The organism is Microcystis panniformis FACHB-1757, from assembly GCF_001264245.1.
GTDB lineage: Bacteria > Cyanobacteriota > Cyanobacteriia > Cyanobacteriales > Microcystaceae > Microcystis > Microcystis panniformis.
This window is the reverse complement of the sequence record NZ_CP011339.1, coordinates 2,040,463-2,067,316: the sequence shown is the minus strand read 5'-3', so window position 1 is coordinate 2,067,316 and position 26,854 is coordinate 2,040,463. Positions and strand designations below refer to the sequence as shown.

The 26,854-nt window shown below is 40.9% G+C and carries 23 protein-coding genes and 2 pseudogenes; 17 read left to right on the top strand and 8 right to left on the bottom strand.

Annotated features, from left to right (window positions below; genetic code table 11):
* Position 1 precedes the first annotated feature (1 nt).
* The 13 genes and pseudogenes from VL20_RS09970 (at position 2) to VL20_RS09910 (ending at position 15,927) form a co-directional block, all read left to right on the top strand.
* Positions 2-748: a Uma2 family endonuclease gene (locus VL20_RS09970; protein WP_052276401.1), complete on the top strand. Its 747-nt coding sequence runs from the start codon at positions 2-4 to the stop codon at positions 746-748.
* Between the two features lie 61 nt (positions 749-809).
* Positions 810-1,046, top strand: coding sequence for an NAD(P)-dependent oxidoreductase (locus VL20_RS09965; protein WP_052276400.1), 237 nt, complete (start codon positions 810-812; stop codon positions 1,044-1,046).
* A gap of 11 nt (positions 1,047-1,057) precedes the next feature.
* Positions 1,058-2,107 carry an NAD-dependent epimerase/dehydratase family protein gene (locus VL20_RS09960; protein WP_052276399.1) on the top strand — a complete coding sequence of 350 codons (1,050 nt, stop codon included), beginning with the start codon at positions 1,058-1,060 and terminating at the stop codon, positions 2,105-2,107.
* Complete coding sequence (locus tag VL20_RS09955; protein ID WP_052276398.1) at positions 2,104-3,054, top strand: FkbM family methyltransferase; 951 nt, start codon at positions 2,104-2,106, stop codon at positions 3,052-3,054. Before VL20_RS09960 ends, VL20_RS09955 begins: the two co-directional genes overlap by 4 nt.
* A gap of 10 nt (positions 3,055-3,064) precedes the next feature.
* Entirely contained in the window at positions 3,065-3,868 is an 804-nt protein-coding gene (locus VL20_RS09950) for a transketolase (protein ID WP_052276397.1), read from the top strand.
* Complete coding sequence (locus VL20_RS09945) at positions 3,865-4,788, top strand: transketolase family protein (RefSeq protein ID WP_052276396.1); 924 nt, start codon at positions 3,865-3,867, stop codon at positions 4,786-4,788. The genes VL20_RS09950 and VL20_RS09945 overlap by 4 nt, the downstream gene beginning before the upstream one ends.
* 66 nt (positions 4,789-4,854) lie before the next feature.
* Positions 4,855-5,235: a GtrA family protein gene (locus VL20_RS09940; RefSeq protein ID WP_052276395.1), complete on the top strand. Its 381-nt coding sequence runs from the start codon at positions 4,855-4,857 to the stop codon at positions 5,233-5,235.
* Positions 5,232-6,167 (top strand): glycosyltransferase family 2 protein, encoded by a 936-nt coding sequence (locus VL20_RS09935; RefSeq protein WP_052276394.1) that lies wholly within the window; start codon positions 5,232-5,234, stop codon positions 6,165-6,167. The genes VL20_RS09940 and VL20_RS09935 overlap by 4 nt, the downstream gene beginning before the upstream one ends.
* Before the next feature lie 356 nt (positions 6,168-6,523).
* Positions 6,524-6,793: a YciI family protein gene (locus tag VL20_RS09930; protein ID WP_002762776.1), complete on the top strand. Its 270-nt coding sequence runs from the start codon at positions 6,524-6,526 to the stop codon at positions 6,791-6,793.
* Positions 6,794-6,965: 172 nt separating this feature from the next.
* The gene (gene smc, locus VL20_RS09925) at positions 6,966-10,496 is read left to right on the top strand and encodes a chromosome segregation protein SMC (protein ID WP_052276393.1); all 3,531 of its coding nucleotides are present in this window, start codon (positions 6,966-6,968) and stop codon (positions 10,494-10,496) included.
* Between the two features lie 236 nt (positions 10,497-10,732).
* On the top strand, positions 10,733-12,313 hold the full coding sequence (locus VL20_RS09920) for a photosystem II high light acclimation radical SAM protein (protein ID WP_052276392.1): 1,581 nt from the start codon (positions 10,733-10,735) through the stop codon (positions 12,311-12,313).
* Positions 12,314-12,355: 42 nt separating this feature from the next.
* Positions 12,356-13,866 (top strand): annotated as a pseudogene (locus VL20_RS33720) (WD40 repeat domain-containing protein).
* Between the two features lie 180 nt (positions 13,867-14,046).
* On the top strand, positions 14,047-15,927 hold the full coding sequence (locus VL20_RS09910) for a DNA-directed RNA polymerase subunit gamma (protein ID WP_052276391.1): 1,881 nt from the start codon (positions 14,047-14,049) through the stop codon (positions 15,925-15,927).
* Between the two features lie 40 nt (positions 15,928-15,967).
* Here VL20_RS09910 and VL20_RS09905 read toward each other — a convergent pair whose 3' ends face one another.
* The 3 genes from VL20_RS09905 to VL20_RS09895 form a co-directional block, all read right to left on the bottom strand.
* Positions 15,968-16,384 (bottom strand): RidA family protein, encoded by a 417-nt coding sequence (locus tag VL20_RS09905; protein ID WP_128575183.1) that lies wholly within the window; start codon positions 16,382-16,384, stop codon positions 15,968-15,970.
* 125 nt (positions 16,385-16,509) lie between these two features.
* Positions 16,510-17,013: a HEPN domain-containing protein gene (locus VL20_RS09900; protein WP_052276390.1), complete on the bottom strand. Its 504-nt coding sequence runs from the start codon at positions 17,011-17,013 to the stop codon at positions 16,510-16,512.
* A complete protein-coding gene (locus VL20_RS09895; RefSeq protein ID WP_052276389.1) occupies positions 17,003-18,118 on the bottom strand; it encodes a DUF262 domain-containing protein in 1,116 nt (371 codons plus the stop codon). The genes VL20_RS09900 and VL20_RS09895 overlap by 11 nt, the downstream gene beginning before the upstream one ends.
* Positions 18,119-18,229: 111 nt before the next feature.
* Here VL20_RS09895 and VL20_RS28005 point away from each other — a divergent pair.
* Both VL20_RS28005 and VL20_RS09890 read left to right on the top strand, forming a co-directional pair.
* Positions 18,230-18,396 (top strand): annotated as a pseudogene (locus tag VL20_RS28005) (helix-turn-helix domain-containing protein); the annotation flags it as partial.
* Positions 18,397-18,701: 305 nt separating this feature from the next.
* Positions 18,702-19,154 (top strand): DUF29 domain-containing protein, encoded by a 453-nt coding sequence (locus VL20_RS09890; protein ID WP_052276388.1) that lies wholly within the window; start codon positions 18,702-18,704, stop codon positions 19,152-19,154.
* A gap of 148 nt (positions 19,155-19,302) precedes the next feature.
* On the opposite strand, the gene larC is transcribed toward VL20_RS09890, so the two are convergent.
* Complete coding sequence (gene larC / locus VL20_RS09885; protein ID WP_072925245.1) at positions 19,303-20,559, bottom strand: nickel pincer cofactor biosynthesis protein LarC; 1,257 nt, start codon at positions 20,557-20,559, stop codon at positions 19,303-19,305.
* On the opposite strand from larC, the gene VL20_RS09880 reads away from it, so the two are divergent.
* A complete protein-coding gene (locus tag VL20_RS09880; protein WP_002771642.1) occupies positions 20,536-21,177 on the top strand; it encodes an L-threonylcarbamoyladenylate synthase in 642 nt (213 codons plus the stop codon). The two genes, larC and VL20_RS09880, sit on opposite strands and share 24 nt — an antisense overlap.
* A 103-nt stretch (positions 21,178-21,280) precedes the next feature.
* On the opposite strand, the gene VL20_RS09875 is transcribed toward VL20_RS09880, so the two are convergent.
* Positions 21,281-22,429: an IS4 family transposase gene (locus VL20_RS09875; RefSeq protein WP_052276387.1), complete on the bottom strand. Its 1,149-nt coding sequence runs from the start codon at positions 22,427-22,429 to the stop codon at positions 21,281-21,283.
* Positions 22,430-22,443: 14 nt separating this feature from the next.
* Positions 22,444-22,626: a hypothetical protein gene (locus VL20_RS32485; protein WP_284526165.1), complete on the bottom strand. Its 183-nt coding sequence runs from the start codon at positions 22,624-22,626 to the stop codon at positions 22,444-22,446.
* Positions 22,627-22,858: 232 nt separating this feature from the next.
* On the opposite strand from VL20_RS32485, the gene VL20_RS09870 reads away from it, so the two are divergent.
* On the top strand, positions 22,859-23,269 hold the full coding sequence (locus tag VL20_RS09870; RefSeq protein ID WP_052276386.1) for an Hsp20/alpha crystallin family protein: 411 nt from the start codon (positions 22,859-22,861) through the stop codon (positions 23,267-23,269).
* Between the two features lie 58 nt (positions 23,270-23,327).
* Here the strand turns inward: VL20_RS09870 and hpf are convergent, their stop codons facing one another.
* Together hpf and VL20_RS09860 are read right to left on the bottom strand one after the other, a co-directional pair.
* Entirely contained in the window at positions 23,328-23,927 is a 600-nt protein-coding gene (gene hpf, locus VL20_RS09865) for a ribosome hibernation-promoting factor, HPF/YfiA family (RefSeq protein ID WP_002771638.1), read from the bottom strand.
* A 1,071-nt stretch (positions 23,928-24,998) separates the two neighbouring features.
* Positions 24,999-26,504, bottom strand: coding sequence for an IS5 family transposase (locus tag VL20_RS09860; protein ID WP_052275229.1), 1,506 nt, complete (start codon positions 26,502-26,504; stop codon positions 24,999-25,001).
* Between the last annotated feature and the right edge of the window lie 350 nt (positions 26,505-26,854).

Here is a 26,854-nt window from a genome sequence, read left to right as displayed (position 1 = left end):
TATGACAGCCATGCAACTACTTCAGTCAAACCCCTTACCAACTATTACCTGGGAAAAACTGCCAGATGATTTTATTCTACCTGACGAACCTGTGGACAATAACCTGCAACCTCTCTTAGCAGCAGCTTTACGCGAATCCCTAGAATTAGCAGGACTAATTCTAGAATCAATGCTAATTGCTTCTAATTTTGGCTTGTGTGCTACCGTTAAAACTCAAACAGTTGTCAAAGCACCTGACTGGGTTTATATTCCCTCAGTAAAACCGATTCCTAGCGGAAAAATTCGGCGCAGTTATACTCCCCATATTGAAGGAGAAATTCCTACCATCGTCCTAGAGTTTATCTCGGAAACCGAAGGGGGTGAGTATTCCATCAACCCTCACTATCCCTATGGAAAATGGTATTTTTACGAGCAAATCTTACAAGTACCTGTCTATGGAATTTTTCAGCCAAAAACAGGAGAATTAGAAATTTATCGATTAAATCAAGGAAGGTATGAACAACAAAAACCTGATGAAAACAATCGTTATTGGATAGCAGAGATTAACTTATTTTTGGGAGTCTGGCAGGGAAAAAAAGCTGAAGTGACAGCCTATTGGTTGCGTTGGTGGGATAAGTCGGGCAATCTGTTATTATGGGGGAGTGAACGAGTCGCACAAACTGAATATCAACTCGAACAGGAGCGAATGTTACGGCACAAATTAGCTGAAAAATTAAGAGAAATAGGCGTTGAACCAGAAACCTTGTAGGAGACTTGTCAAATGCTGATAAAATCATGGAAGAAATCTTGGTAATGATTCGGGGCTGAAGATGCAACCTAACCTAACAAATGACTTAAATCACATTCTTGCCCATACTAAAACCCTGTGGGAGGAATTGCGGGGACAACGGATATTTATTACTGGAGGTACAGGCTTTTTTGGCTGCTGGCTTTTAGAGAGTTTTATTTGGGCTAATGATCAGCTAGACTTAAAAGCATCGGCAAGGAAATCTATCCTCGATGGGATACTAGATATTATTCGGGATCACAAACCAATATTTTTCTGAGTTAGAAAATTATGAGACATAAAATTGTTGAACAAGATTTGAGGCAAATTATTGCAGCTGATTTACCTTGGCAAACTTTGGCAGGAAAAACAGTTTTTATTTCGGGAGCCAATGGATTTTTACCAGCTTACATCGTGGAAACCTTGCTCTATTTGAATGAACAAAAAAAACATTCTTCTATCAAAGTGATTGGCTTAGTCAGAAATAAGGAGAAAGCCTTAAAACGATTGGAGTTTTACCAGAATAGAACCGATTTAGAGTTAATTGAGCAGGATGTTTCTAGTCCGATTTCTTTAGACTTGAAAATAGATTTTATCATTCATGCTGCCAGTCAAGCCAGTCCGAAGTATTATGGGAAAGATCCAGTGGGAACATTATTAGCGAATACTGTAGGAACTTATAATCTTCTCGAACTTGCTCAACTCCATCAAGTGGAAAGCTTTCTCTATTTCAGTAGTAGTGAGGTGTATGGAAAAGTTGATCCCTCTTGTGAGCAAATTAGGGAAGATAATTATGGTTATCTGGATCCGACCTTAGTTCGTTCCTGTTATGCTGAAAGCAAGCGTATGGGCGAAAATATGTGTGTTTCTTGGTTTCATCAATACAACATTCCTACTAAAATTGTCCGTCCTTTTCATACTTATGGGCCGGGGTTAAGCTTGGATGATGGTCGAGTCTATGCAGATTTTGTAGCTGATATTGTCAACAATCGTGATATAATTATGAAAAGTGACGGAAGCGCTCGTCGCGCTTTTTGTTATTTAGCCGATGCCGTTCAAGGTTTTTTAACTATTCTTCTGAAGGGGGAGAATGGACAAGCCTATAATTTAGGAAATCCTCAAGGGGAGATAAGTATATTAGAATTGGCGGTGAAACTTGTGGATTTATTTCCTGAAAAAGGATTAAAACTCCTTCGCCAACCCATCCAAGATAATCCCGATTATATTCCGAGTCAAGTCTCCCGGAATTGTCCGGATATTTCTAAGTTATTGGCCTTAGGGTGGCAACCGCAAACCAGCATTGAAGAAGGTTTTAAACGTACAATTGGGAGTTTTTTATGAAGTTATTGGACAGGAAACAACACTATCATTTGGGACAGAGCAATAAACAGCAATATATTGATGAAATGTATCAATTTCACCAGCTTCTGTTTGACTATTCTGAACTTCTCAAGGATACTGACATTGCTAGTATTAGGATTCAAGACGATGGAGTTGTATTTACTTCTAGGGAACAAGGAATCAATGTCTGGTGTAATCAGCCAGATAAACGAGCAGCCCCCTTTGAAATACTCAATTTTAGTTTCTATGAACCAGCAGAAAGTCATTTAATTTTTGAGTTAATTTCAACCTTGGGAGACTCCTGTAATATCTTTGATATTGGAGCTAATATTGGCTGGTATTCTCTAAGTATTGCCAAGCGATTTAATCAAGCTAAGATATGGTCATTTGAACCAGTAAAATCAACTTTTGATTATTTTCAAAAAAATCTAGACTTAAACTTAGAGATTAACAACATAACTCTCTACAATTTTGGATTTTCTAATCAAAATGAAAGATTAAAATTTTACGTTCAACCAGAAGCTTCTGTGAGTGCGTCTTTAGTGAATATTACAGAGAGTGAAACCATTAAAGAAATAACTTGCGAAGTGAAAAGGTTGGATGAATTTATCGATGAAAATCCTGTCAAGATAGATTTTATTAAATGTGATGTGGAAGGAGCAGAACTTTTAGTTTATCAAGGAGGTCTGGAGACAATTAAACGAGACAAACCAATAATTTTTACAGAGATGCTCAGAAAATGGTCAGCCAAATTTAATTACCACCCTAATCAGATCATTGACTTAATGACTGAGATCGGTTATGATTGCTTTACCGTCTGTGATCATAATTTATCCCGATTTTCCCTCATGGACGATACGACTCTAGAAACTAACTTTTTCTTTCTTCATCGAGAAAAACATAGCCAACAAATTCAAAACTTTATATCAACAAAAACTACCTCATGATTGAACGCCAATGCTCGAAAAATTAGCCAAACAAATCCGTCTAATTTCCTTACAAATGGTTCATCGAGCCAATGCCTCTCACATTGGCAGTTGCTTAAGTATGGCTGATTTATTAGCTGTGCTATATGGCAAAATTCTCCGAGTTGATCCGACTAACCCAAATTGGCTAGACCGCGATCGATTTATTCTCAGTAAAGGTCATAGTGCGGCTATTCTCTACGCAGTACTGGCTGAACGGGGATTTTTTCCCCTAGAATGGCTAGAAACCTATTGTCAAGATGGTTCTAAGTTAACTGGTCATATCAGTCATTATCTACCCGGAATAGAAGCCTCTACCGGGTCTTTAGGTCATGGTTTACCTATCGGTTGTGGTATAGCTCTAGCTGGTAAACGTGAAGATAAACCCTACCGAGTATTTGTTCTAGTTAGTGATGGCGAAATGGATGAAGGCTCAAACTGGGAATCAATTTTATTTGCGCCTCAGCATCAACTCGATAACCTAGTTGTTATTGTGGACTATAACAAGATTCAGAGTTTTGGCACGGTCAAAGAAGTGCTTGACCTTGAACCCTTAACAGCTAAATTCCAGGCATTTCGTTGGTCAGTGCGAGAAATTGACGGTCATAATTTCCAGCAGATTGAAGATGCTTTCAATAGTGTTCCTTTTGAAAAGGGCAAACCTAGCTGTATTATCGCCCATACTGTTAAGGGAAAAGGAGTCAGTTTTATGGAAAATCAACTGGCTTGGCATTACAAGTCACCGAATCAAGAACAACTAGAACAAGCCGTAGCAGAAATTGAGGGGAAATCATGAGAACAGCTTTTATCAATACGCTTTGTGAAATAGCCAAGAAAGATGAGAGGATTTGGCTTCTTTGCGGAGACTTAGGCTATTCTGTCCTCGAAGGATTTGCAGGCCAATTTCCTCAACGATTTGTGAATGTGGGTATTGCCGAACAAAACATGATCGGCATAGCTGCGGGTCTAGCAATGTCTGGCAAAATCGTCTTTGCCTATTCTATTGTCAATTTTCCGATCATGCGATGTTTTGAACAGATTCGTAATGATGTCTGTTATCACAATCTCAATGTTAATATTGTTGCTGTTGGTGGTGGACTGACCTACGGTTCTCTGGGTTATACTCATCATGGCATGGAAGATTTGGCGGTGATGAGAGTGTTGCCTAATATGACTGTTATCGCTCCAGGGGATCCTCTAGAAGCTAAATTAGCTACTCAAGCTATTGTTAACCTATCTAGTCCGTGTTATTTAAGATTAGGGAAAGCCGGTGAACCTCAAGTTCACCCTAGGGAACCTCAGTTTGAAATTGGTAAGGCAATCGAGTTACAGTCGGGAACAGATTTGACCTTAATCAGTATAGGGGGAATGCTAGATTTAACCGTTAAAGCGGCTGAAAAACTGACGATGCAGGGTTATTCTATTGAAGTTTTGAGTATGCCGACTCTCTACCCTCTAGATGAACAATCTATCTTACAATCTGCCCAAAAGACTAAGAAGATAATCACCCTAGAAGAACATGGAATTGGCGGTTTAGGAAGTGCAGTTGCAGAAGTTCTGGCACAGTCGAGCGAAACTGTTGAATTTAAGCCTTTAAGGTTAAAAAGAGAAGCAGTTAAAACCGCCGGTAGTCAAACAGTTTTACGTTCCCAACAAGGACTTGATTTGGATGGCATTGTGCAATCGGCTCTGGCCATGCTACAAAGAGTGTATTAGCCATTTTACAGGTGAGGAGAAGGTAAAGACCAATGTAATCACTAATTGTCAAAATAAACTTGAAAAATGTATCTGTTCCAAAAAAGTAAATTTGTTAGATTTTTGTTAGTGGGGGTAATTAATACCTTATTTGGTTATTCCGTCTTTGCCTTGCTGATTTGTCTAGGATTAGATTATCGCTATTCCTTACTTATCGCTACTATTTGCGGGGTATTATTCAACTTTAAAACTATCGGAGCTATCGTTTTTAAAGACCAAAATAATCGACTACTAACTCGCTTTATTGGTGTTTATTTAGTGATTTACTTATTAAACGCTGAATCCTTACGAATTGTTAAGATGCTAGGAATCAATATCTTAGTGGCACAAGCTATCTTAGTATTGCCTCTAGCAATTGTTTCTTATTTCTTGAATAAAACCTTTGTTTTTAGAGGAAATAGACAATGAAAAAAATTAGTGTAGTGACTCCTTGCTATAATGAGGAGGGGAATATCGAAGAGATTTATCTTCAAGTCAAACAGATTTTTGCGGACTTAGAAAAATATGATTATGAACATCTATTTATTGATAATGCTTCTCAGGATAAAACGGTGGACATTCTTAAAGGTATTGGCATCAAAGATTCCAATGTCAAAATTATCGTTAATGCTCGAAACTTTGGGGCAATTCGATCGATTTACTATGGAATAACTCAGCCAGATGCTGATGCTGTTGTCTTAATTTTTGCTGATTTACAAGATCCACCAGACTTGATTGTTGATTTTATCAAAAAATGGGAAGAGGGCTATCACATAGTCAAAGGAATAAAAACTTCAAGTGAAGAAAATTTTCTACTGTATAGTATCCGGAGTTTTTATTACTTTCTTGTCACTCAGTTATCGGATATTAAGCCTACTGCTCATTTTACAGGTTTTGGACTCTATGATAAAAAGGTCGTGGAAGTTTTGAAAAAAATTGACGATCCTTATCCATACCTAAGAGGTATTATTTCAGAGATCGGCTTTGACAGTGCTGAGATTGAGTACAAACAACGGCAGCGTAAAAAAGGGAAGAGTAGTTATCGAAATTTTTATAGGCTTTATGACGCTGCAATGTTAGGCATTACCAGCCATTCTAGTGTTCCTTTGAGGATTGCTACATTTTTGGGTTTTGCTTTGTCTCTGCTGAGTTTGCTAGTGGCGTTAGGTTATTTAATCGCCAAATTGTTGTTCTGGGATTATTTTCCTTTAGGAACCGCACCCGTTACTGTCGGACTATTTTTACTCGCTTCGGTGCAGTTATTTTTTATCGGCATTATTGGGGAATATATTGGCTTAATGCACATGAGAATTTTAAAAAGACCTTTAGTTGTCGAACGAGAACGGATTAACTTTGAGTGAGTGACTGTATTTGTTATACTAACTTAATCTTGGAGGACAAATGGTAATGGTTAGGCGTTGGGTTTCATGCTTCAACCCAACCTACTTTCATCTTATATTTAATTCCACCCACCTACTTAAATACAATAGAAAACCTATCTGGATTAGCTAATCTATATATAGCGTTTTTCAGTCTAATGAGGTATAGTGAATCCATCGATAGATAGGCGTTTCAGGGTTTCAATCGGGACTCACTTCTGTGAAAACCGCTATAGTAAAATGTAGATTCTGTGTACCCCCCACTTTTCTATATCGATTTAGTCTGATTGACGATTCGATCGTAAAATAGCAACAGATCAAGAGAGTACAGGTCAAATATGCCGAAATTTGTTATCTGGGGTAGTTATTGTGAAAACGTGCTGGAAAAACGCGCTCCCTATCGTCAAGCGCATCTAGAGGGATTAAATCAACAGAAAGAACGGGGAATTCTCATTACTATCGGACCAACGGCAGATTTAAGCCAAGTTTTTGGAATTTATCAGGCAGCCAGCGAGTCAGAAGTGCGAGAATTAATCGAAGCGGATCCCTATTGGCAAAATGGCATCTGGACAGAGTACCAAGTCAAAGAATGGATTCAAGCCATCTAAGGGGACTATCAGCTATATTTTTCATAAGGGTATCCCCATAAAATTCTCAAACTACGCAACTAATCAAACTCATCTCCGGTCAAGTCTGAGGATATTTTCAAGGATAAACCGGAGTTATCCCTTATCGATTCAAGCTGACAGCTGATAGCTTGCCTAATTTTTGCTTATCGCCATGGTTTACATCAAAAAGGTCGAACTCTCACACTTCAAATCCTTCGGGGGAACGACTCCCATCCCCTTTTTACCGGGGTTTACGGTGGTTTCTGGTCCAAATGGTTCGGGAAAGTCGAATATTCTCGACGCATTGCTATTTTGCTTGGGATTAGCTACATCCAAGGGAATGCGGGCCGAAAGATTACCGGATTTAGTCAATCACAGCTATAACAGTCAACGTCATAGCACCGAAGCGAGTGTTTCGGTGACTTTTGATGTTAGCGATATTCCCGACGCAACCGATAGGGATTGGACGGTTTCCCGACGCTTAAAAGTGGCTAAGGGTGGCAGCTATACTTCTACCTACTATATCAATGGGGAAACCTGTACGGTTAGCGAACTTCACGACCAGTTGAACCGTTTACGCATCTATCCCGAAGGGTACAACGTGGTGTTACAGGGGGACGTAACCCGAATTATCAGCATGAATGCTAAGGAAAGACGGGAAATTATCGACGAATTGGCAGGAGTAGCCGAATTTGACCGCAAAATTGAGAAAACTAAGGATAATATCGATTCGGTTAAAGAAAGAGAAGAACGCTGCCAAATTATTGCCACAGAATTGCAAAAATCTCTGGAGAAATTAGCACTCGATCGCATTAAAGCCGAAAAATACCAAAAACTCAAGGCCCAAGTCCAAGAAAAACAACAATGGGAAATTGTCCTGCATTGGCAAAATCTCCAGCAGCGCTGCCAGCAATTAAAAGAACAAATTCAAGCTGGGGAAAAGGAAAAACAGGTTTTAACCGAGACTATCGCCAATTTATCCGAACAAATCGCCCAAAATAGTCAAGAATTAGAGAAACTCAATCAACAGGTCAAAGCTTTCGGGGAAGATGAACACCTGTCCCTGACTTCCCGATTAGCGAGTCAACAGGCCAAACGACAACAACAGCAACAACGACAAAAAGAGTTAGAAAACCTCGAAAAAGAATCTCAGGCACAGAAAAACAGGCTTTTAGAGGAAATTAATCGCTACAATCTCGAATTAAATCAGATTACTGCTGAAAAAAGCCGTTTAGAAACTGAAATTTTACCCAATCTCCTACTGACAACCCAAACCGCAAGGGAAACCCTAGAAAACCATCGTCTGCAAGCAAGTAGTCTCGCGGAAGCGTCAGAAGCTTGGGTAAAAGAACAAAGCGACCTTTCCCGCAATATTACCCGTCTTCAGGAACAATTAAACCCCTACCGTAGCCAACAGGCCCAATTGACCGAAAGATGCGATCGATTGCAAACTAATATAGTAGAAGCTGGTCAACGTCTGCAAGAATTAGAGCAAGTTATTAGCACAAAAACCGAAGAAAGTCAAGAAATATTACAAAAAATTAATCAAGCGGAACCCGATAGCCAAAATTTAGCCCAAAAACTCACCCTTGCTGAACAAAATCGCGTCATCAGTCAGGACACCCAAAAACGTCTGCTCAAGGAACAACGGGACAAACAGAGGGAATTAGATAAACTGGAAGCGACCAAGCAAGCACAACAAGAGGCCCAGGGAACCTATGCCACTCAAATATTATTACAGTCAGATTTGCCCGGAATCTGCGGATTAGTGGCACAATTGGGGGAAGTAGAGGAACGTTATCAAATTGCTCTTGAAATCGCCGCCGGAGGTCGTTTAGGTCATGTAGTCGTCCAAGATGATAGCGTTGCGGCCGCCGGAATTGCCTTGCTAAAACAGCGTCGCATCGGTAGGGCCACTTTTTTACCCCTGAATAAAATTCGTCCCCCCCGTCCCCAAGATATTTCCTCTGTGCGTCACGCGCGGGGTTATCTGGATTTAGCGGTGAATTTGGTTAAGTTTCAACCCCAGTATCGGGAGGTTTTTAACTATATTTTTGGCAGTACGGTGGTTTTTGAGGATATAGACTCTGCCCGTTATTATATCAATCAATATCGCATCGTTACTTTGGATGGCGAGTTATTAGAGATGACTGGTGCTATGACTGGAGGCAGCCAACCGACGCGATCGGGGCTGCGTTTTGGTAAAATTTCTGCCAAGGAGTCTAGTGAAGCGGAATCTCTACGGGAAAGATTAGCAGAAATCGATCGCATTCTTACCCGCAACGAAGAAAAAATTACTCAAGTCAATAATCTTATCAGTCAGTTAACCCAACAGTTAACCGAAACCCGTCAAAGTCATCGGGAAAATCAATTATCTCTACAACAATTAAGCAAGGATTTAGAACGTTTAACCACAGAAAAAGAGGATTTAACCCGTCAATTATCGGGACAGCAAGAGGAAATTAGTATTTCTAGTCAACGGTTAGAGGTATTAACTAGAGAAATTCCTCAGTTAGAGTTATCCTTACAGCAAGAACAGGAGAAATTAACTGCTTTAGAGGCCAATCATACCCATAGCGAATGGCAACAGGTGCAGGGAATAATTCGCGCTCAAGAATTAGAGTTACAAACCCAAGAAAATCACCTCGCTACAGTCCGCGAACAGTTAAAAGACCTACAAAATCAACAGATCAGACTAGAGGAAAAAAGTCAAGAGTCTGGGGATAGAATTATTGAGATTGAGAAAATAATTACCGATGCAGTTAATCAGAGAAATATCGGTAATCTGGAGATAGAAAAACTTAATCACAATATTTTAGAAATCAATCAAGCTTTACAGCAATTATCCCGACAACTAGGGGAAACCAAGCAAAAAAGAGACCAATTAGAAACAGTTTTGCGACAACAACAAAACCAGCAACAACAGGCTATCTGGCAATCGGAAAAGTTAGTCAACAATCAAGAGGAAAGACAAGCATTACTAACCACTTTACAGACAGAAATTAGTCAACTAGAAAGCGACCTACCCAATCCCTTGCCCGAAATTCCTGAAAGCGATCGAGATTTCGAGAAAATTCAAAGCGATATTCGGCAGTTACAAAAGAAATTGGAAGCTTTAGAACCTGTGAATATGTTAGCTTTAGAAGAATACCAAAAAACTAAAGAGAGATTAGATGAACTATCAGAAAAACTGCAAACTCTAGAAGGAGAAAGAACCGAACTACTTTTACGCATAGAAAACTTTACCACCCTCAGATTTAATGCTTTTCAGGAAGCATTTACGGCCGTTAACGAAAACTTTAAGATTATATTTGCCACCCTGTCCGACGGTGATGGTTACTTACAACTAGAAGACGAAAATGACCCCTTTAATGGTGGCTTAAATCTGGTGGCCCATCCGAAAGGAAAACCCGTACAGCGATTAAGTTCCATGTCTGGAGGTGAAAAATCTTTAACCGCTTTAAGCTTTATTTTTTCCCTACAAAGATATCGTCCTTCTCCCTTTTATGCCTTTGATGAAGTGGATATGTTTTTAGATGGGGCCAATGTAGAGAAATTGGCCAAAATGATTCAAAAACAAGCACAACAAGCGCAATTTATTGTCGTTAGTTTGCGTCGGCCGATGATTGAAGCATCGGAAAGAACCATCGGTGTCACCCAAGCGCGGGGAACCCATACACAGGTACTAGGAATTAAAGTTTAACCTAAGACGCAAGTGGGGTGTGGGGAAGTGGGGTGTGGGGTGTGGGGTGTGGGGAAGTGGGAAGCTTTTCAGTGACTCAGTAAACAGTAATCAGTGAACTGAAAACTCACATCTGATAACTGATAACTGATAACTGATAACTGATAACTGATGACTGATAACTGCCAGACAAGCCGGACAAAGTTAAGTTATATTAAGATTACTCAGAATGCGTCTCCATCCCCTTCAGAAATCTCATGACTCAACCGCAAGCACAACGCATCCTCTACGTTAGACTCCCCTGTAACCCCATTTTCCCCATCGGTGTGGTTTACCTTTCCGACCACGTTCATAAACTCTTCCCCGACATCGAACAAAGAATCTTTGACCTTGGCACCGTCCCCCCCTTAGACTTTAACCAGGCACTCGATCGCTGTGTTGACGAATTTCGGCCCACCCTGCTAGTATTCTCCTGGCGGGATATTCAAATATATGCTCCCGTCGGTGGTCGCGGTGGTAATCCCCTGCAAAACGCCTTTGAATTTTACTACGCTAAAAACCCCCTAATCAAGCTGCGCGGTGCTTTAGGAGGTTTAAAGGTGACAACCGCCTACTACGGCGAATTATGGCGCAATCAGGGACTAATTCGCCGAGGGTTGCAGCGGGCCAGAAAATACCATCCCGAAGCGCGAGTTATCGTCGGGGGTGGTGCCGTCAGTGTTTTCTACGAACAACTAAAAACCAAACTGCCCACAGGAACAATTGTATCAGTCGGAGAAGGGGAAACCCTGCTAGAAAAATTCCTCTCCGGCCAGGACTTTAGCGATGAACGTTGTTATGTGGTCGGAGAAACCACACCCCGGCCGCGTTTAATCCACGAATCCCCCACCCCCTTAGAAAAATCCGCTTGTAACTACGACTATATCGCCGGTATTTGGCCGGAATTTTCCTACTATTTCCAAGAAAACGACTTTTATATCGGGGTACAAACCAAGCGCGGCTGTCCCCATAACTGCTGCTACTGCATCTATACCGTCGTTGAAGGCAAACAAGTACGCATTAATCCCGCGGATGAAGTAGTTAAGGAAATGCGCCAATTATACGACCGCGGCATTCGCAATTTCTGGTTTACTGATGCCCAATTTATCCCCACCAGAAAATTTATCAACGACGTGGAAGAACTATTAGAAAAAATTCTCGCTTCTGGGATGAAAGATATCCATTGGGCTGCCTATATTCGTGCCGATAATCTCACTCCGAAACTGTGCGATTTAATGGTAAAAACAGGCATGAACTACTTTGAAATTGGCATCACCAGTGGTTCTCAGGAATTAGTCCGTAAAATGCGGATGGGCTATAATTTGCGGACAGTTCTGCAAAATTGTCGAGACTTAAAAGCGGCGGGTTTTAATGATCTGGTTTCGGTAAATTATTCCTTTAATGTTATTGATGAAACCCTAGAAACTATTCGTCAAACTATCACCTATCATCGGGAATTAGAAAACATTTTTGGAGTCGATAAAGTGGAACCAGCCATCTTTTTTATCGGACTACAACCCCATACCCATCTAGAAGAATACGCCTTCAAAAAAGAAATTATTAAACCCGACTATGATCCCATGAGTTTAATGCCCTGGACAGCCAAAAAACTGCTCTGGAATCCCGAACCTTTGGGGTCATTCTTTGGCGAAGTTTGTCTGCAAGCATGGCGACAGAATCCTGATGATTTTGGACGGGAAGTGCTGAAAATTTTGGAAGCAAGACTAGGGAAGGCCGATTTAGAATCCGCTTTAACCGCACCGATAGAAACTAAGAAAAAAGTCTTAACTCCTGCTTAAAAATTAATTTTAGTCAATCCCAAGGCGGCAATTAGCGTTACCATGAGTCTGAAATCAGGAGATGATCAAAATCCCTTTACCGGTAACTGCAAAATGACCGACCATCGCCCCCATTGGCTAGAATTAGCGGAATATATCGCCCTAGGATTAACCCTGCTTACCCTTATGGCCATGGGTGCGGAGTTTTTGCCTTTGTTCCTCCTAGTCGTGACTTTCGGGTTGAATATTCTCAATCGTCTCCGAGAAAGAACTAGGCAACGTCAACGCTTAACCGAGATAACCGGTCATTTACAGAGTCAGTGGGAAGAAGAAAAAGAAGCTTTATCGGCACAAATACAGTCCCTCAGTCCCGCAGTGGCCAGGGATAACGCTCGTGCGGTCGCAGAATTAGAGGAGAATATTCTCGTCCTCGAACAGTCCCACAATCAAATTATTCAATATATCAACCGTAACGGGCTGCTGGAACGCATCGAACATCTGGAAAAATCCTACGGTCGCTTACACAGAGATATTTTGCCGCTTAACGAAGAATCGGCCGATATTCCCGCCACAAAAGCGGAAAATGAGCCACAAATCACCCTACCTACCCTTAATTTAACTCCCACTTCCCCCCCGTCGATATACCCCATTGGCACTATTATCGCCGTCTGGCCGCCCATCGGGAAATGATTACAGCGATCGCAATTACCGAGGATCAACGGTTTTTAATTAGCGTTAGTTGGGATCGTACCCTAAAAATCTGGGATTTTGCCACAGGAACCCTGATTAATACGGTAGAAGCTCACGATCAGGGCATTTTAGCCCTAGCAGTGACCGGAAATGGCGATTATCATCTAGCGACGGGAGGATTCGATCAAACCGTTAAATTATGGACGTTAGCCGGCGATGGCAGTAGTCTGGAATTAAATCAAATTTTCCTCGGTCATCTCGGTTCGATTCACGGCCTGGATTTTGCCCCCCGTTGGCATTTTTTGGTTAGCGGTAGTTACGATCAAACCCTAAAACAGTGGAATTTAGAGCAGGAAAACGAAGCATTTAGCTCCTATGACAGTCTAGGGGCAATTTATGCCCTAGCAGTGGCTCCTAATCAAGATTTTATCGCCGCAGCTGGAGGTGATGGCACTGTCACCCTCTGGCAATTGGGATCGGGAGCAAAAATCGCCGTCCTATCTGGTAACGTTTCTTCGGTGCAGAGTCTGGCGATCGCTGCCGATAGTCAGATTATTGCCGCCGGTTGTGTGGATGGGACGGTGAAAATCTGGCAATACGACCCAGAGAAAAGCGGTCATTTTGCGCCAATTCGGGTGATTAATGCCCATAATGGTCAGGTGACAAGCTTGGTATTTGCAGAGGAGGGTCAATGGTTATTTACCGGGGGAACCGACGGAGAGATTAAAATCTGGTTAGCCAATTCTCAACAGGCGATCGCAACTCTTAGCAGCGACAATGGGCGATCATCGCCGATCTCCAGTTTAGTTCTCAGCCCCGATTATTGTCACCTAGCAGCGGCTGCGGCCGACGGTAGCATCATCATCTGGGAAAATATCACTTAATGGTCGATCGAACTAGAAAAATTGTATAATGTAATGTCCCGGACTCGATCGGGCCAGTTTGACCCCAAGAAAAAGTGACTGAGTTAACTGTCGTTTCTGCCTAATAGTTGTCATCGGGGCATCGAGAACGCGCGAGCGATCGCTTATCCCAGAATCATTACCCATAGTAAAAAATTCAGAATGAAGACTCCAACAGATCAAAGATTTGATTACGTCAAAATCGGTTTAGCGTCCCCCGAAAGAATTCGGCAATGGGGAGAAAGAAACCTGCCTAACGGTCAAGTCGTCGGAGAAGTAACCAAACCAGAAACGATCAACTATCGGACTCTCAAACCGGAAATGGATGGGTTATTCTGCGAGAAAATTTTTGGACCCTCGAAGGACTGGGAATGTTGGTGCGGTAAATACAAACGCGTCCGTCACCGGGGAATTGTCTGTGAACGTTGCGGAGTGGAAGTCACCGAGTCGCGGGTACGTCGTCATCGCATGGGTTTTATCAAATTAGCTGCCCCCGTCACCCACGTTTGGTATCTCAAAGGTATTCCCAGCTATCTCAGTATCCTGCTCGATATGCCCCTGCGGGACGTGGAGCAAATCGTCTATTTTAATGCCTATGTGGTTCTCGATCCGGGTAATGCCGGCAATCTTAGTTATAAACAACTCCTCAGCGAAGATCAATGGTTAGAGATCGAAGAGGAAATCTACGCGGAGGATTCGGAATTAGTCGGTATTGAAGTGGGTATCGGGGCCGAGGCTATCCAAAGACTCTTACAGGAAATTAACCTGGAAGAAGAAGCGGAAAGACTGCGGACGGAAATTGTCGAAAGTAAGGGGCAAAAACGGGCAAAATTAATTAAACGTCTCCGGGTAATCGATAACTTTGTCGCCACGGGTTCTCAGGCAGAATGGATGGTTTTAAGCGTAATTCCCGTGATTCCCCCCGATTTACGCCCGATGGTGCAGTTGGACGGCGGCCGTTTTGCCACCTCTGACCTGAACGATCTCTACCGTCGGGTGATTAACCGCAATAACCGTTTATCCCGTCTGCAAGAAATTCTCGCCCCCGAAATTATCGTCCGCAATGAAAAACGGATGTTACAGGAGGCCGTCGATGCTTTAATTGATAACGGTCGTCGCGGTCGCACGGTGGTGGGGGCCAATAATCGCGCCCTGAAGTCTTTATCGGATATTATCGAGGGTAAACAGGGGCGTTTCCGTCAAAATCTCCTCGGTAAACGGGTGGACTATTCGGGACGTTCGGTTATCGTTGTTGGTCCGAAATTGAAGATCTATCAATGCGGTTTACCCCGGGAAATGGCGATCGAATTGTTCCAACCCTTCGTTATCCATCGTTTAATTAAATTAGGCATCGTCAATAATATCAAGGCAGCCAAGAAAATGATCCAACGGGGGGATGCCAATGTTTGGCACGTCTTGGATGAAGTAATCACGGGACACCCGGTGATGTTAAACCGCGCCCCTACCCTGCACCGTTTGGGCATTCAAGCGTTTGAACCGATACTGGTGGAGGGCCGGGCGATTCAGTTACATCCCCTCGTCTGTCCCGCTTTTAACGCTGACTTTGACGGGGACCAAATGGCCGTACATATTCCCCTCTCCCTGGAGGCACAATCGGAAGCGCGCTTGTTGATGTTGGCCTGTCATAATATTCTCTCACCGGCGACCGGTCGCCCGATTGTTGCCCCTTCTCAGGATATGGTTTTGGGTTGTTATTATCTCACGGCCGAAAATCCCAAGGCCCAAAAGGGTGGAGGTCGTTATTTCGCCAGCATGGATGACGCTATTCGCGCTTTTGATCAGGGATTGGTAGATCTGCACGCTTCCGTGTGGTTGCGTTTACCGGTGGGAGAAAAGGTGAAAACCAATAAACCCGATGAGGAAGTCCTGGAAACGGAAACTCTCCCCGATGGCAGCATCTGGAAATATTATCGGGAACGCAAAACCCGCGAGAAGGATGGTCAGATAATTGCTCAGTATGTGCGTACTACAGTAGGGCGAATTATCTACAATAAGACGATTCTAGAAGCTTTGGTGGTCTAGAGAGAGATTAGGTTAGGGTGGGCAATGCCCACCTTAATTTTTAGGCTAAAGCGGCAATACATTCTATTTCCACTAGCACATCTTTGGGAAGACGGGCCACCTCCACACAGGCCCGGGCCGGGGCAGTTTCCGGGGGGAAATAACGGGCATAAACTTGATTCATCGCCCCGAAATTGGCTAAATCCGAGAGAAAGACGGTAGTTTTCACCACATTTGACCAATTAGCCCCGGCAGCGGTTAAAATGCCCTCTAGATTGGCCATAACTTGTTCGGTTTGGGCGCTAATTTCCCCGGAGACGATTTCACCCGTGACGGGATCTAGGGGAATTTGTCCCGCAACAAAGAGAAAAGGACCAGTAGCGGCGATCGCTTGATTATAGGGACCCACAGGGGCTGGAGCTTTATGAGTACGGATGACCTGATTATTCATGGGCAGGATAGTTAAAAAAGATGACATTGAATCAATTGAATATTTTCCCAGTTTTTCGATCGCTTGTAGTTAATTTTCACCGGTTAGGAAGCTTAATTTTTACTGATTGTCTTTGTCGAAGGTGCGCTAAAAGCGATTGTACGAGAAATAAGTCAACATTTATGACGTTGCAATTCTGCATCTAACTCTGTTAACAAAGCATATATTCTATCAAAATCATGTTTAGTTTTAGAAGGAGCGTCATAGGTTCTCAAAGTACCTTTAGTATGAGTATGAGCCGCTCGATTGCGACTTCTCTTTAGATTACCCAGATCACCTTTTAAAGCACTAATTTTACCAGTTTTTTCTAACTTTTTTTCAATTTTTTCTAATGTTGCTAAACCAATAACCATCATCAACATTTTTCTAAAAGCTTCATATTGAAATTTAGAGTTAGGCTTAATAATCTCGTCTTTGATGAATTTTTGGTTAGCTTCGGACTTTAAGCATCGTTTAGCACATCTTAAAACTATATCATCCATAGTTTCCTCGATCCAGCCACATAATTCTATTAGAGCTAGTTTAGAATAAAAAATTTTTTGATCATCAGTTGTAGAGTCATTATAGAGTTTATCAAGCCTGTTTAGCGTCTTGAATAAATAACTTTTAGTAATCATTACCAGTAGAAGTAGATGAAAAAATTTTGATAGATGTATTAATTCTCTCTAAAGCCTTATCTTTTCGATACATACCACCAGATAAATTTTTAGTTAAAAATGGTTCAGATTTTATTAATCTAGAATACTTGTCTTGTAATTCATCATTGGAGAGATTGACTAAAGTATCTAAATTTTTGGCAACTCCTAACAGAATTCCCTCAGCAATAACTTTACTGGTTTTGAGAGGTTCCTCTTTGAAGATTCTATCATAAATCAAGTCAACAGTTTGCTTAAATAATTGATCTTTATCTTGAATAAAATCTTGGTGGGCAAATCTATGTTTATACATATAATCATTTAAAAATCCGGTCAATTTCCCCTTGTAGTTCTGGTATCCATCATAAAAAGCAAAGAAACGAAGAACTAATTCTTCATCTTCAAATCGAGATGCTTTTTTCTGCTTTCGATCCATCAGCAAAAGCCAGTTTTCATATTGAGCGCATTCTTTTAAAAAAGTATTAAACTCGCCATTATAGATACAATTTCTGATCTCCTGATTATTAAGTTTTACTCCACCGGTATTTAAGCGATGGAAAATGTTAAAAATATAATTATTATGAGTTTTTTTGCTGGAGTCGTAGCGAATCATGGTGATGGGAATAGTCATATTTTCTACGCGTTCATATAATTCTTCATGCTGAGTTTTTATTTCCTCAACTGTTTTTCCAGAAATAGACGAATCTACATCAGCTAATTTTGATAGCTTCCAATCTTCAGTAGTTAAAAATTTGACTATGGTACTAATTCGTTGTAATCCATCGATGATATAGCGTTTATCTGTCTTATAGTCAAGACTAATACACATACTAGGAATCGGTAACTGTTTCATTAAACTATCAATAAAACGAGTTTGTTGTGGATCAGTCCACACCATATCTCTTTGAAAATCTGGATCGATAACCAATTGTTTTTTTTGATACATTCTAACTAGATCAGAGCAGGAACGCTGCTCATTGTAAGCAATAATATCCGCAGGAGGAAAATCCACATCATCTTCTTCCTCTAGATACTTTTCTTCTTCGGCTGCTAGTAATTCCTCTTCTTGACTGAGATAATTAACCATAATTTTTATCCCTCCTAATATTGCCAATTCAAAAATGAAACGCACGACTCCTTAAGAGTTGACAGAAAAAGGATTATCAGGTACTGTCTGATCAATACAACAACAAATCAGATCCAAAAACGAAGCCTCCAATATCTTAACATAGAACAAAGAAACTTGCTCTACCAACTTGGTCAAGAGGGAAATTTATCTCAACGGCAAATGGCAGCTGGGATGTCATCAAAGCACGACTAAAGCGAGAATTAAGAAGGAATCAAGGTTCCCTCGGATGCTATCTACTGAAAATTGGTAAGTACCTAGGCAAAATTATTTACACATGACGATCATTGCCCCGTAAGGGTTTTAGCTCGATCGGGCAGGTAATTAATTTTGCATGACTACTTAAGTAGTCGGACATAAATAAACAACACTATGTTAAGGAATGTAAAATAGCCGGTTTTCGCTGCTGCATACAGCCTTCTACCCTATTTACAAAACTTTATACAGCAGCGAAAACTTATGTCCGACTACTTACCTCCCCGTCAGCGGTTATAGTTAAGAGAGTGGTGCGTTACCACCGACTTCTAAATGGGATATTTTCAACATGAAAAATCAATTATCTCAGCTTTATGAAACTGATTTTAATTTGTGGATTGAGCAAACCGTAAATCACTTAAAAAAGTGCAATTTAGCAGCCCTCGATTTAGATAACTTAATCGAAGAAATATCCGATATAGGACGTAATAATAGACGGGAGGTATTCAGTCGTTTAAAAGTTCTCTTGATGCACTTACTTAAATGGCAATATCAACCAGAAAAACCGACTAATAGCTGGATAAATACCATTGATGAGCAAAGAGAACAATTAGAGTTTATTTTCAGGGATAGTCCTAGCTTAAAACCCTATTTAGCCGATATTTTCGCTGAATGTTATCAAAAAGCAGTGCGAGGGACGGTAAATGAAACTAATTTACCAAAAGAAACTTTTCCTGTTGATTGTCCTTTTAGCCAAGAACAGGTTTTAAATTGGGATTATCTTCCTGGAAATAGCTTTTGAAAAATGGATATAAGTAGGGAGGTACAATTATTTGTAGGATGGGTTAACGGTAGCGTAACATGAGCGGGCGTTGGGTTTCATGCTTCAACCCAACCTACGTTCTTTTGAAAAATGGATATACCAGTTTTATGATAAAATTGCCCTGCTGTCAAGACTGATTTTTTTCTTGCCAAATAGCTAAGGCCATTTGATGAACAAATCGCCAAGGTAGATGATGCTGACGGGCAATTGCGGCACAATCTTCGTATTCTGGTTGTACGGTAATCGGTTGATTAATTGACTCTTTGTAGGCAACTTTTAGCCGAATTTGTCCATAGACAGTATCGATCGATTGTATCTCTCTTTTTAAGATCGATCGCTCTTGAATTGTCCTTCTAATGCCTAAAGTTGTGGTTTCCTGAAAGATCATATTTTCACAAATAGCAATTTTATCCAAGGCACAAATTACTGTCAAAAGTATCCCCAAACGAGATTTTTTCATAGTAATTGCTTGACTAAATACATCCAAGGCACCCGCTTGTAATAAAGCCTCGCTTAAGTAGGCGATCGCTTGTGGATTTAAGTCATCAATTTGAGTTTCTAAAACTGCCACAGTTTCAATTTCATCTAGCTTTTCTGATTCTTTTTTCCCTAACCAAAGTCGGACAAGATTGGGAATCGGTAAATCTTTTGTCCCTGCTCCTAAACCGACCTTTTCTAACTGCATTTTCGGCGGTTTACCGAAACTTTTAGCTAAAGTTGTCACAATAGCTGCCCCCGTGGGTGTTACTAACTCCGCTTCGATGCCATTACTATAAATTGGTACTTGTCGCTGGCTGAACAATTGTACTACTGCTGGCACGGGAACCGGTAAACGACCATGGGCGGCCTGAACTGTACCGCCGCCGGTGGGTAGAGAAGAACAGTATAATTCACTTACCGATAGCCAATCCAAACCCAAACAAGTCCCGACGATATCGATAATGGCATCGGTTGCCCCGACTTCGTGAAAATGCACTTTTTCCGGTGCGATCCCGTGAACGGCTCCTTCTGCGATCGCAAGTTGTTGAAAAACCGCTAAACTCCATTCTTGGACTTTCTGGGGTAAATTTGCCTGTTTAATTAAATTTTCAATCTCCGGTAAATGGCGAGCGGGGGTATGATGGTGATGGTGGTGATGATCAGAGGACTTCTCGGCAGTGACATCGACGTGAATCTTAGTGGCAATTTGACCGCGACGATGCAGTTTTTCGGCCTTTAACTGATATTCATCCTCGATTCCTAAAGTTTTTAGTTGTGCAATCAGGTATTCTAAGGGGACTCCTAAATCTACTAATGCCCCTAAACACATATCCCCGGCGATTCCCGTGGGACAATCCCAATAGGCGACGATTTTGCTATCATGGCTACTATTTACTCTCTCCATCCGGAAAATCCCCAACAACGTTCTATCCAAGAAATCTGTCATGCCCTGAAAAATGGGGCAATTATGCTTTATCCTACCGATACCGTCTATGCGATCGGTTGCGATCTCAATGTGAAATCCGCCGTCGAACGAGTTCGCCAAATCAAGCAACTATCTAATGATAAACCCTTGACGTTTCTCTGTTCTTCTTTGTCGAATATTTCCGAGTACGCAGTGGTCAGCGATTATGCTTATAAAATTATGCGACGAGTTATACCCGGTCCCTACACTTTTCTCTTACCGGCGACTAAATTAGTGCCGAAAGTGGTGATGAATCCGAAGCGGAAAACCACTGGTATCCGGGTTCCCGATCACGTTATTTGTCGCACTATTCTCGAAACCCTAGAAAATCCCATTATCTCTAGTTCTGCTCATCTTCCCGATCAGGAGGGGGATTTTCCCACCAAGGGATTAGAAACCGCTAGGCTATTCGATGCCCTCGATCATATCGTTGATTTAATTATCGAAGATGGTTCGGCTCCCGGTTCGGAAGTGTCAACAATTGTTGATTTTACCGGCGATCAACCGGATATCGTGCGTCAGGGTTTGGGTTGGCCAGAATTACAACAATGGTTATAACGAAGGCGGTCGTCAGGAGATAGGAGACAGGAGACAGGAGATTATTGGCTCTTCTGGTTTCTGTGTGGAAATGAGGTCTATAACTGAGAGGGGGACAAGCGAGCTAGAAGGTAGATAGGGCAAGCGATATCGCTCTTTGTCCTTTGATGTAATCCTTCAACCGATAGCGGCTAATTTGCATTAACTCTTCTATATTTTTTTGGAACATTTGATGTAGCTGGAGCCAATGATAGAGATGTTGACCCACATAAAAACTACTGTGTCTGCGTTGACCTTTATATCTTTTTTCAGGTCTTGTGACATATTTTTGGATTCCCATATCCTTAATTTTTTTACCTTGCAGTGTGGCACTTGTATAGGCGATAGCTATAACAATTATCAGCTTTGATAAGTATTGCGGTGCTAATTGAGAACCTTCTAAGCTATAGCCTCCCGACTTAAAATCTCGGAACATCTCCTCAATATCAAATCTTTTTTGATAGGCAATTATTGCCGTCTCTAAATCCCCAAAATTTGTCAGAATATACCAAGGTTCTTTTGTTTGAAAACCCCGATAGGTTTTTTTCCACTTACCAGCTAAGTTAAACTGTCCAAATCCCTGCTCTTTTGTAATATTGACATCATTCAAAAATAGTTGAGTTCCTGGACTTAAACCTAACTCTCTCATTTCTTGATAAATTCCTTCTTTTGTCTTGACATTTGTACTTTTTTTTTGTCTTAAACAAAAGTATAAACTCTGCTCCCAAAGCCACTTTCCAAGACTGACTGAGCAAAATTCTCTATCTCCTAACACCACGATTTTATGACCTGATAGCACCTTCAATATTTTCCCCAATACTCGCTGCTGTTCTTCGAGATTACTACTTCCTTTTTTATCCAATATCTCCCAATAGATTGGGATGGCTCTCTTGTCATAAATTAGACTCACCATCAAGATATTAATTGCTCCCCAACTCGTTCGGTCTATGGCAATATATACTAATCCTTTTATTGTGAATCTCTCCTGCTGTTTTAACATCTCTTTTAAGCAGAGAAACCAGATTTTTTCAATATTCAGAATTTCCAGCTTTAAAAATCTTTTTAGTTTTTTTCTCCGACTCTCAAACAGGATTGGTATTGGTAAGGCTTCAGCTAATATCTCTAACTTTGCTTGCTTCAATATTTGCAAGGTTCCAACTACCATTAACAACAGTAGATATCTGGCTCGCCCCAGTTCATTTTCTAACACTTTCTGGTATAGTTCACTTATCATTTTCGTTATTTAGGTCATATATGGTAAATATGACTTATCTTTTTTTGGAGTCTGTGTCTGTATTCCATGCTACATAAGCTTTTCAGCTGGCTTGTCCCCCTGTCAGGGTCTATAATGATAGTTTCTTCAGAAAAATAGTCCCAAAAGTCTTTCTCAGTAAACATTTCACGATTCCATAAGCAAAAATTATCACACAAAGTCGAGAAGAGCCGATTATTTTTATTTATTCTCCCCACACCCCACACCCCACACCCCACACCCCACACCCCACACCCTACAACTTCCCACTGATAACTGATAACTGACAACTGAAACTGTATCGGTTATTGCTACTTTTTATTTCCTGAAAACCGCCTTGTGGAAGTCAAGTTAGTTGCTTAAGATAGAGGTAATCGCAGTCAGAGAAAACCTCTCAAGGAAATTATTACTATGGCTTTCACTCTTTATTCTCCCTTCCTCGAAATTAATTCTGTCCAACGTCAAATCGATCAACTTTTTCAAGAAGTATTACCGACAACTTCCTTGGTGTCTCGTCCCCCGGTGGAAATCTCTGTTAACGAGGATTCCGTGGAATTAAAAATCGAATTACCCGGCATGGATATTAAAGATATCGATGTGGAGGTTAGCAAGCAAATGGTGGCTATTAACGGGCAACGTGAATGCCCTGCCGAGGTAGAAAACAGCGAGTTTTATTATGGTAAATTTAGTCGCTTGATTACCCTACCAGTGGAGGTGCAAAATAGCCAAGTTACCGCTAACTATCAAGACGGTGTTCTTTATCTCACCCTCCCGAAAGCGGTGGCAGAAAAAAATAAAGTGGTTAAAGTTAATCTTGGTTAGATGAGAAAAAGACTGGAGAATTTCTCCAGTCTTTTGTTTTATTTGTAGTCGCTAACTGTTAATTGGATTCTTTGCCATTTAGGTTGACGGGACGGGGTTGAATAACACCAAAACCGCCGTGATTGCGTTGATAGATAACATTGATTTCGTTCGTGTCTTTGTTGCAGAACATATAGAAATCGTGATCGACTAATTGCAATTGTGTTAGTGCTTCCTCAATAGTCATCGGTGGCATGGCAAAGTATTTCATCCGCACTACTTCCGCAGGTAATTCGGGAGTGCGATCGCCAATTAGGTTATCATCTAAGGGTTTCTCTTGCACCACCTCGCTAGTTTTAACGGTGGCGTTGGTGCGATGATCCACCAGTCTTTCTTTATACTTGCGGAGTTGACGAGCGATTTTATCAGAAACTAAATCAATACTTGCGTACAAATTTTCGCTTCCTTCTTGAGCGCGAATCACTGTTCCATTAGCATAAACCGTTACTTCTGCCTTGTGGCGATCGGGAATGCGCGCATTCTTTTCCACGGAGAGGTGAACATCGACTTTTGTGGTTATGCCGTTAAAATGTTTCACCGCTTTCTCCAGCTTTTGTTCCACATAATCATGAATAGGTTCGGTGACAGCGATATTATTGCCCTGAATCAATAGCTTCATACTCACTACTCCATCTAAAAATTTTGCTATGGACTGCCCACATCAACTATTTTTAAGGGGTGTTGATGCTAGGAATTTAATCCTCAAAAAACTGCTCGATTGCGCTGTTGAGTGAAAGTCAATTAGAGGTCACAGTCTAGATATTGTCGGTGTTCTCGTTCTCTTTTTTTTGTCGGATCGCGCGGAAAATTCATCGGGTCGAGCGCCTATTTGCAACTGGATTTATCTACCTCTATTCTAACAAGTTTCTGTAAACCTTTTCTTAACAGAAGTGCGAAGTTCTGTTAACTTTTATTTAAAGAAACCGATTTTCGCCGCCAGCAGGGGAATCCGGTGATTGTTTCTCCCGTGGGACGGTTAACCTCGGAATAGATGGGATAACCCTAGATTAGCACTTAGTATTCTCCCCAACATCTATATCTTCCCTTCTTTTAATTTTCCTTTGCGCTCCTTCACATTTCTTAAATAATTTGACAAATTTCGCAATGAATGCTCAAAAAATACCTCGTCTCTGTGGGCTAAAAATTCGGGCAATTACTCCCGCTGCTCTCGGGACAACAGCGATCGCTAGTGCCAGCGAGAATTGCTAATCCCGACTTACACTCTCGCTGCTGACTCAGATGTTAAGTTTGTTAAATTTAAGTAGGGAGGCACAATTATTTGTAGGATGGGTTAGCGGTAGCGTAACCCATGCAGGCGTTGGGTTTCATGCTTCAACCCAACCTTGTATCTTGAGAAGTAGGCAACCCGTCCCAACCTAGGTAAAAAATACCGCTTTGTAGCTTGGGTGCCTATATTCTGAAAAAGGGCGTGGACATCCAGTTCAACCGAGGTGCTTGACACCGTTGGGTAGCCACCGGAGCCACGCCGTCATCCCGAGGAGACAAGCTCGAACAATCGCCCTTAGGATTAACCTCGTCTTCGCAAGGACGAGTTACCAAAGGGACAAAATAACTTAACCCCAGCATAAACGATGACAGAAGAAAAAACATGGGTAGGGATCGATGTCAGTAAAGAGGTTCTAGATATCTAGGGTTTGCTGAAAAAGTAAAAAACAAAAACTCTCAAAAATCAGCCCGAATTTAAGATAAGTTTTTCTGTTGAGAAATCAGCTTTTTTATCATCTTTTCTAATCAAAGAGGGATGAATAAAGCTAAATTTAGATGTATAAAGAAATAGGGACAAAAAAAGACAGTTAACCTGTCTAAGCAGGTTAGAAAGATTGATGACTAAAAAAGTAATGGCAATGGAAGTTTCTGAAGTTTTATCAAGTTTTGTCATGATACAATCAAGACTATATCTTCTTTTTGCTTGACCAAATTTACCTTCAATTGCATTCCGAATTCCTTCATCCTCAAGAGCTTGTTTTTTAGTTTCTTTACTAATATTTTTAGGTGGTCTTCCTAGAGGAACTCCACTGATTCTAATTCCTCTTTCTTTACACCAAGCTAGATTTTTTCTAGTTCGATAAATTTTATCAACATGAACTGATTCTGGATAATATCCTGTGAATTCTTTATACTCTTCTACTTGCGCTTGTAAGTCCCCAGATTCATTAAAATTATCCCAACTTAAATGGTCTAAAAATACATAACTCTCAAAACAGCTTACTGAGATTTTTGCTCCAAATTCAACTGGTTTTCCTGCTTTTCCTCTAACGATAGGGCGGATGTGTGGTTGGGTTATACTCACAATTCTATCATCAATTCTCGATGATTTATTTTCCCACATCCACAATTGTTGACGATAAACTTCTGTCACCACTAACAACATTTTGTAGTTTCTTTTGCTGAGACTACTTAACTCTGATCCCCCCTCGATTAATTTCTCTATTTGAGATAGATTTCTTTTGATATATTGCAGTTGCTTCTTGATAGCTTCTCGTCTTTCTTTTTGAGAACAACGACGTTTTTTGGCTACTTTTAAATAATCTTTTCTCGCTCTTTTTCTATAAGTTCTTGGCTTTTTCTTCAGCTTGATTCTCAAACTTTGATAGAGACAATCTAGAATGTTTTCTGTTTTCTTTCTTGCTTGATTTAATATCCCTAAATCCTGGGGATAACTTAGATCAGCAGGTGCGCAACTTGCATCTAATATTAATTTTCCTTTATTTTTTATTTGACTCTCTTTTTCTTCTTCTTTTCTTTCACTTTTTTCTTCAATTTCCTTCTTTTTTCTCTCTCTCATCACCATTCTTTTATTAATTTTATTGATTAAATTCTTACTGATTCTTTTACGAAAATTAACGAACATTGTCGCATCAAATAGAGCTTCATTACTATAGGCTGACATCCCTAGAAAATACTGTAAATAGGGGTTTTCCTTGATTTGCTCTATGGTTTCCCTGTCGCTTGTTTTTAATTTTTCCTTAATAATTAATGCTCCTAATGCCATCCTAAATGGTTTGGCTGGCGCACCCATTTCTTCGTCAAAATTTTGGGCATATTCTTCTTCAAATTCTTCCCAGGGAATTAACTCTGCCATTATTATCCAGCGATTATCTGCTGATAATTTTCCCTCAAAAGGCAACTCAAAGTTTTCTGGGGCAATTGAAGACTCGTTCGTTTTTCGGTACATATGTTCTTGTCGGATAAGTGCAAGGGTATTTTAGCAATTTTAGCCGTTTTCTGTCCCTTTTTCTTGACTTTTTGGGAATTTAATATGGCTGTAATCCTTATATCATAAGTATTTCACAGTTATTCAGCAAACCCTAGTTGGACTATCCGATGACTTTGTAAGAGCAGGATTAGGAGCTGTAAGGTCAAATAGCTCGCCTCGCTAAGGTTCGCCTGTAAACAAGCCTGATAGAATGAAGGTAACATTTTAAAATTTTGAGTGGTTGTCCTAACCACTCTATTTCTTTAGGGGGTCGTTTGGCTAGACCCCCCGCTCTATCTATACTTTGCACGGCTACAACTTGCATTTTT

Excerpts from the sequence above, each read along its gene's own strand:
- VL20_RS09970 (WP_052276401.1), top strand. The coding sequence starts at position 2 with ATGACAGCCATGCAACTACTTCAGTCAAACCCCTTACCAACTATTACC.
- VL20_RS09965 (WP_052276400.1), top strand. The coding sequence starts at position 810 with ATGCAACCTAACCTAACAAATGACTTAAATCACATTCTTGCCCATACT.
- VL20_RS09960 (WP_052276399.1), top strand. The coding sequence starts at position 1,058 with ATGAGACATAAAATTGTTGAACAAGATTTGAGGCAAATTATTGCAGCT.
- VL20_RS09955 (WP_052276398.1), top strand. The coding sequence starts at position 2,104 with ATGAAGTTATTGGACAGGAAACAACACTATCATTTGGGACAGAGCAAT.
- VL20_RS09950 (WP_052276397.1), top strand. The coding sequence starts at position 3,065 with ATGCTCGAAAAATTAGCCAAACAAATCCGTCTAATTTCCTTACAAATG.
- VL20_RS09945 (WP_052276396.1), top strand. The coding sequence starts at position 3,865 with ATGAGAACAGCTTTTATCAATACGCTTTGTGAAATAGCCAAGAAAGAT.
- VL20_RS09940 (WP_052276395.1), top strand. The coding sequence starts at position 4,855 with ATGTATCTGTTCCAAAAAAGTAAATTTGTTAGATTTTTGTTAGTGGGG.
- VL20_RS09935 (WP_052276394.1), top strand. The coding sequence starts at position 5,232 with ATGAAAAAAATTAGTGTAGTGACTCCTTGCTATAATGAGGAGGGGAAT.
- VL20_RS09930 (WP_002762776.1), top strand. The coding sequence starts at position 6,524 with ATGCCGAAATTTGTTATCTGGGGTAGTTATTGTGAAAACGTGCTGGAA.
- smc (WP_052276393.1), top strand. The coding sequence starts at position 6,966 with ATGGTTTACATCAAAAAGGTCGAACTCTCACACTTCAAATCCTTCGGG.
- VL20_RS09920 (WP_052276392.1), top strand. The coding sequence starts at position 10,733 with ATGACTCAACCGCAAGCACAACGCATCCTCTACGTTAGACTCCCCTGT.
- VL20_RS09910 (WP_052276391.1), top strand. The coding sequence starts at position 14,047 with ATGAAGACTCCAACAGATCAAAGATTTGATTACGTCAAAATCGGTTTA.
- VL20_RS09905 (WP_128575183.1), bottom strand. The coding sequence starts at position 16,384 with ATGTCATCTTTTTTAACTATCCTGCCCATGAATAATCAGGTCATCCGT.
- VL20_RS09900 (WP_052276390.1), bottom strand. The coding sequence starts at position 17,013 with ATGATTACTAAAAGTTATTTATTCAAGACGCTAAACAGGCTTGATAAA.
- VL20_RS09895 (WP_052276389.1), bottom strand. The coding sequence starts at position 18,118 with ATGGTTAATTATCTCAGTCAAGAAGAGGAATTACTAGCAGCCGAAGAA.
- VL20_RS09890 (WP_052276388.1), top strand. The coding sequence starts at position 18,702 with ATGAAAAATCAATTATCTCAGCTTTATGAAACTGATTTTAATTTGTGG.
- VL20_RS09880 (WP_002771642.1), top strand. The coding sequence starts at position 20,536 with ATGGCTACTATTTACTCTCTCCATCCGGAAAATCCCCAACAACGTTCT.
- larC (WP_072925245.1), bottom strand. The coding sequence starts at position 20,559 with ATGGAGAGAGTAAATAGTAGCCATGATAGCAAAATCGTCGCCTATTGG.
- VL20_RS09875 (WP_052276387.1), bottom strand. The coding sequence starts at position 22,429 with ATGATAAGTGAACTATACCAGAAAGTGTTAGAAAATGAACTGGGGCGA.
- VL20_RS09870 (WP_052276386.1), top strand. The coding sequence starts at position 22,859 with ATGGCTTTCACTCTTTATTCTCCCTTCCTCGAAATTAATTCTGTCCAA.
- hpf (WP_002771638.1), bottom strand. The coding sequence starts at position 23,927 with ATGAAGCTATTGATTCAGGGCAATAATATCGCTGTCACCGAACCTATT.
- VL20_RS09860 (WP_052275229.1), bottom strand. The coding sequence starts at position 26,504 with ATGTACCGAAAAACGAACGAGTCTTCAATTGCCCCAGAAAACTTTGAG.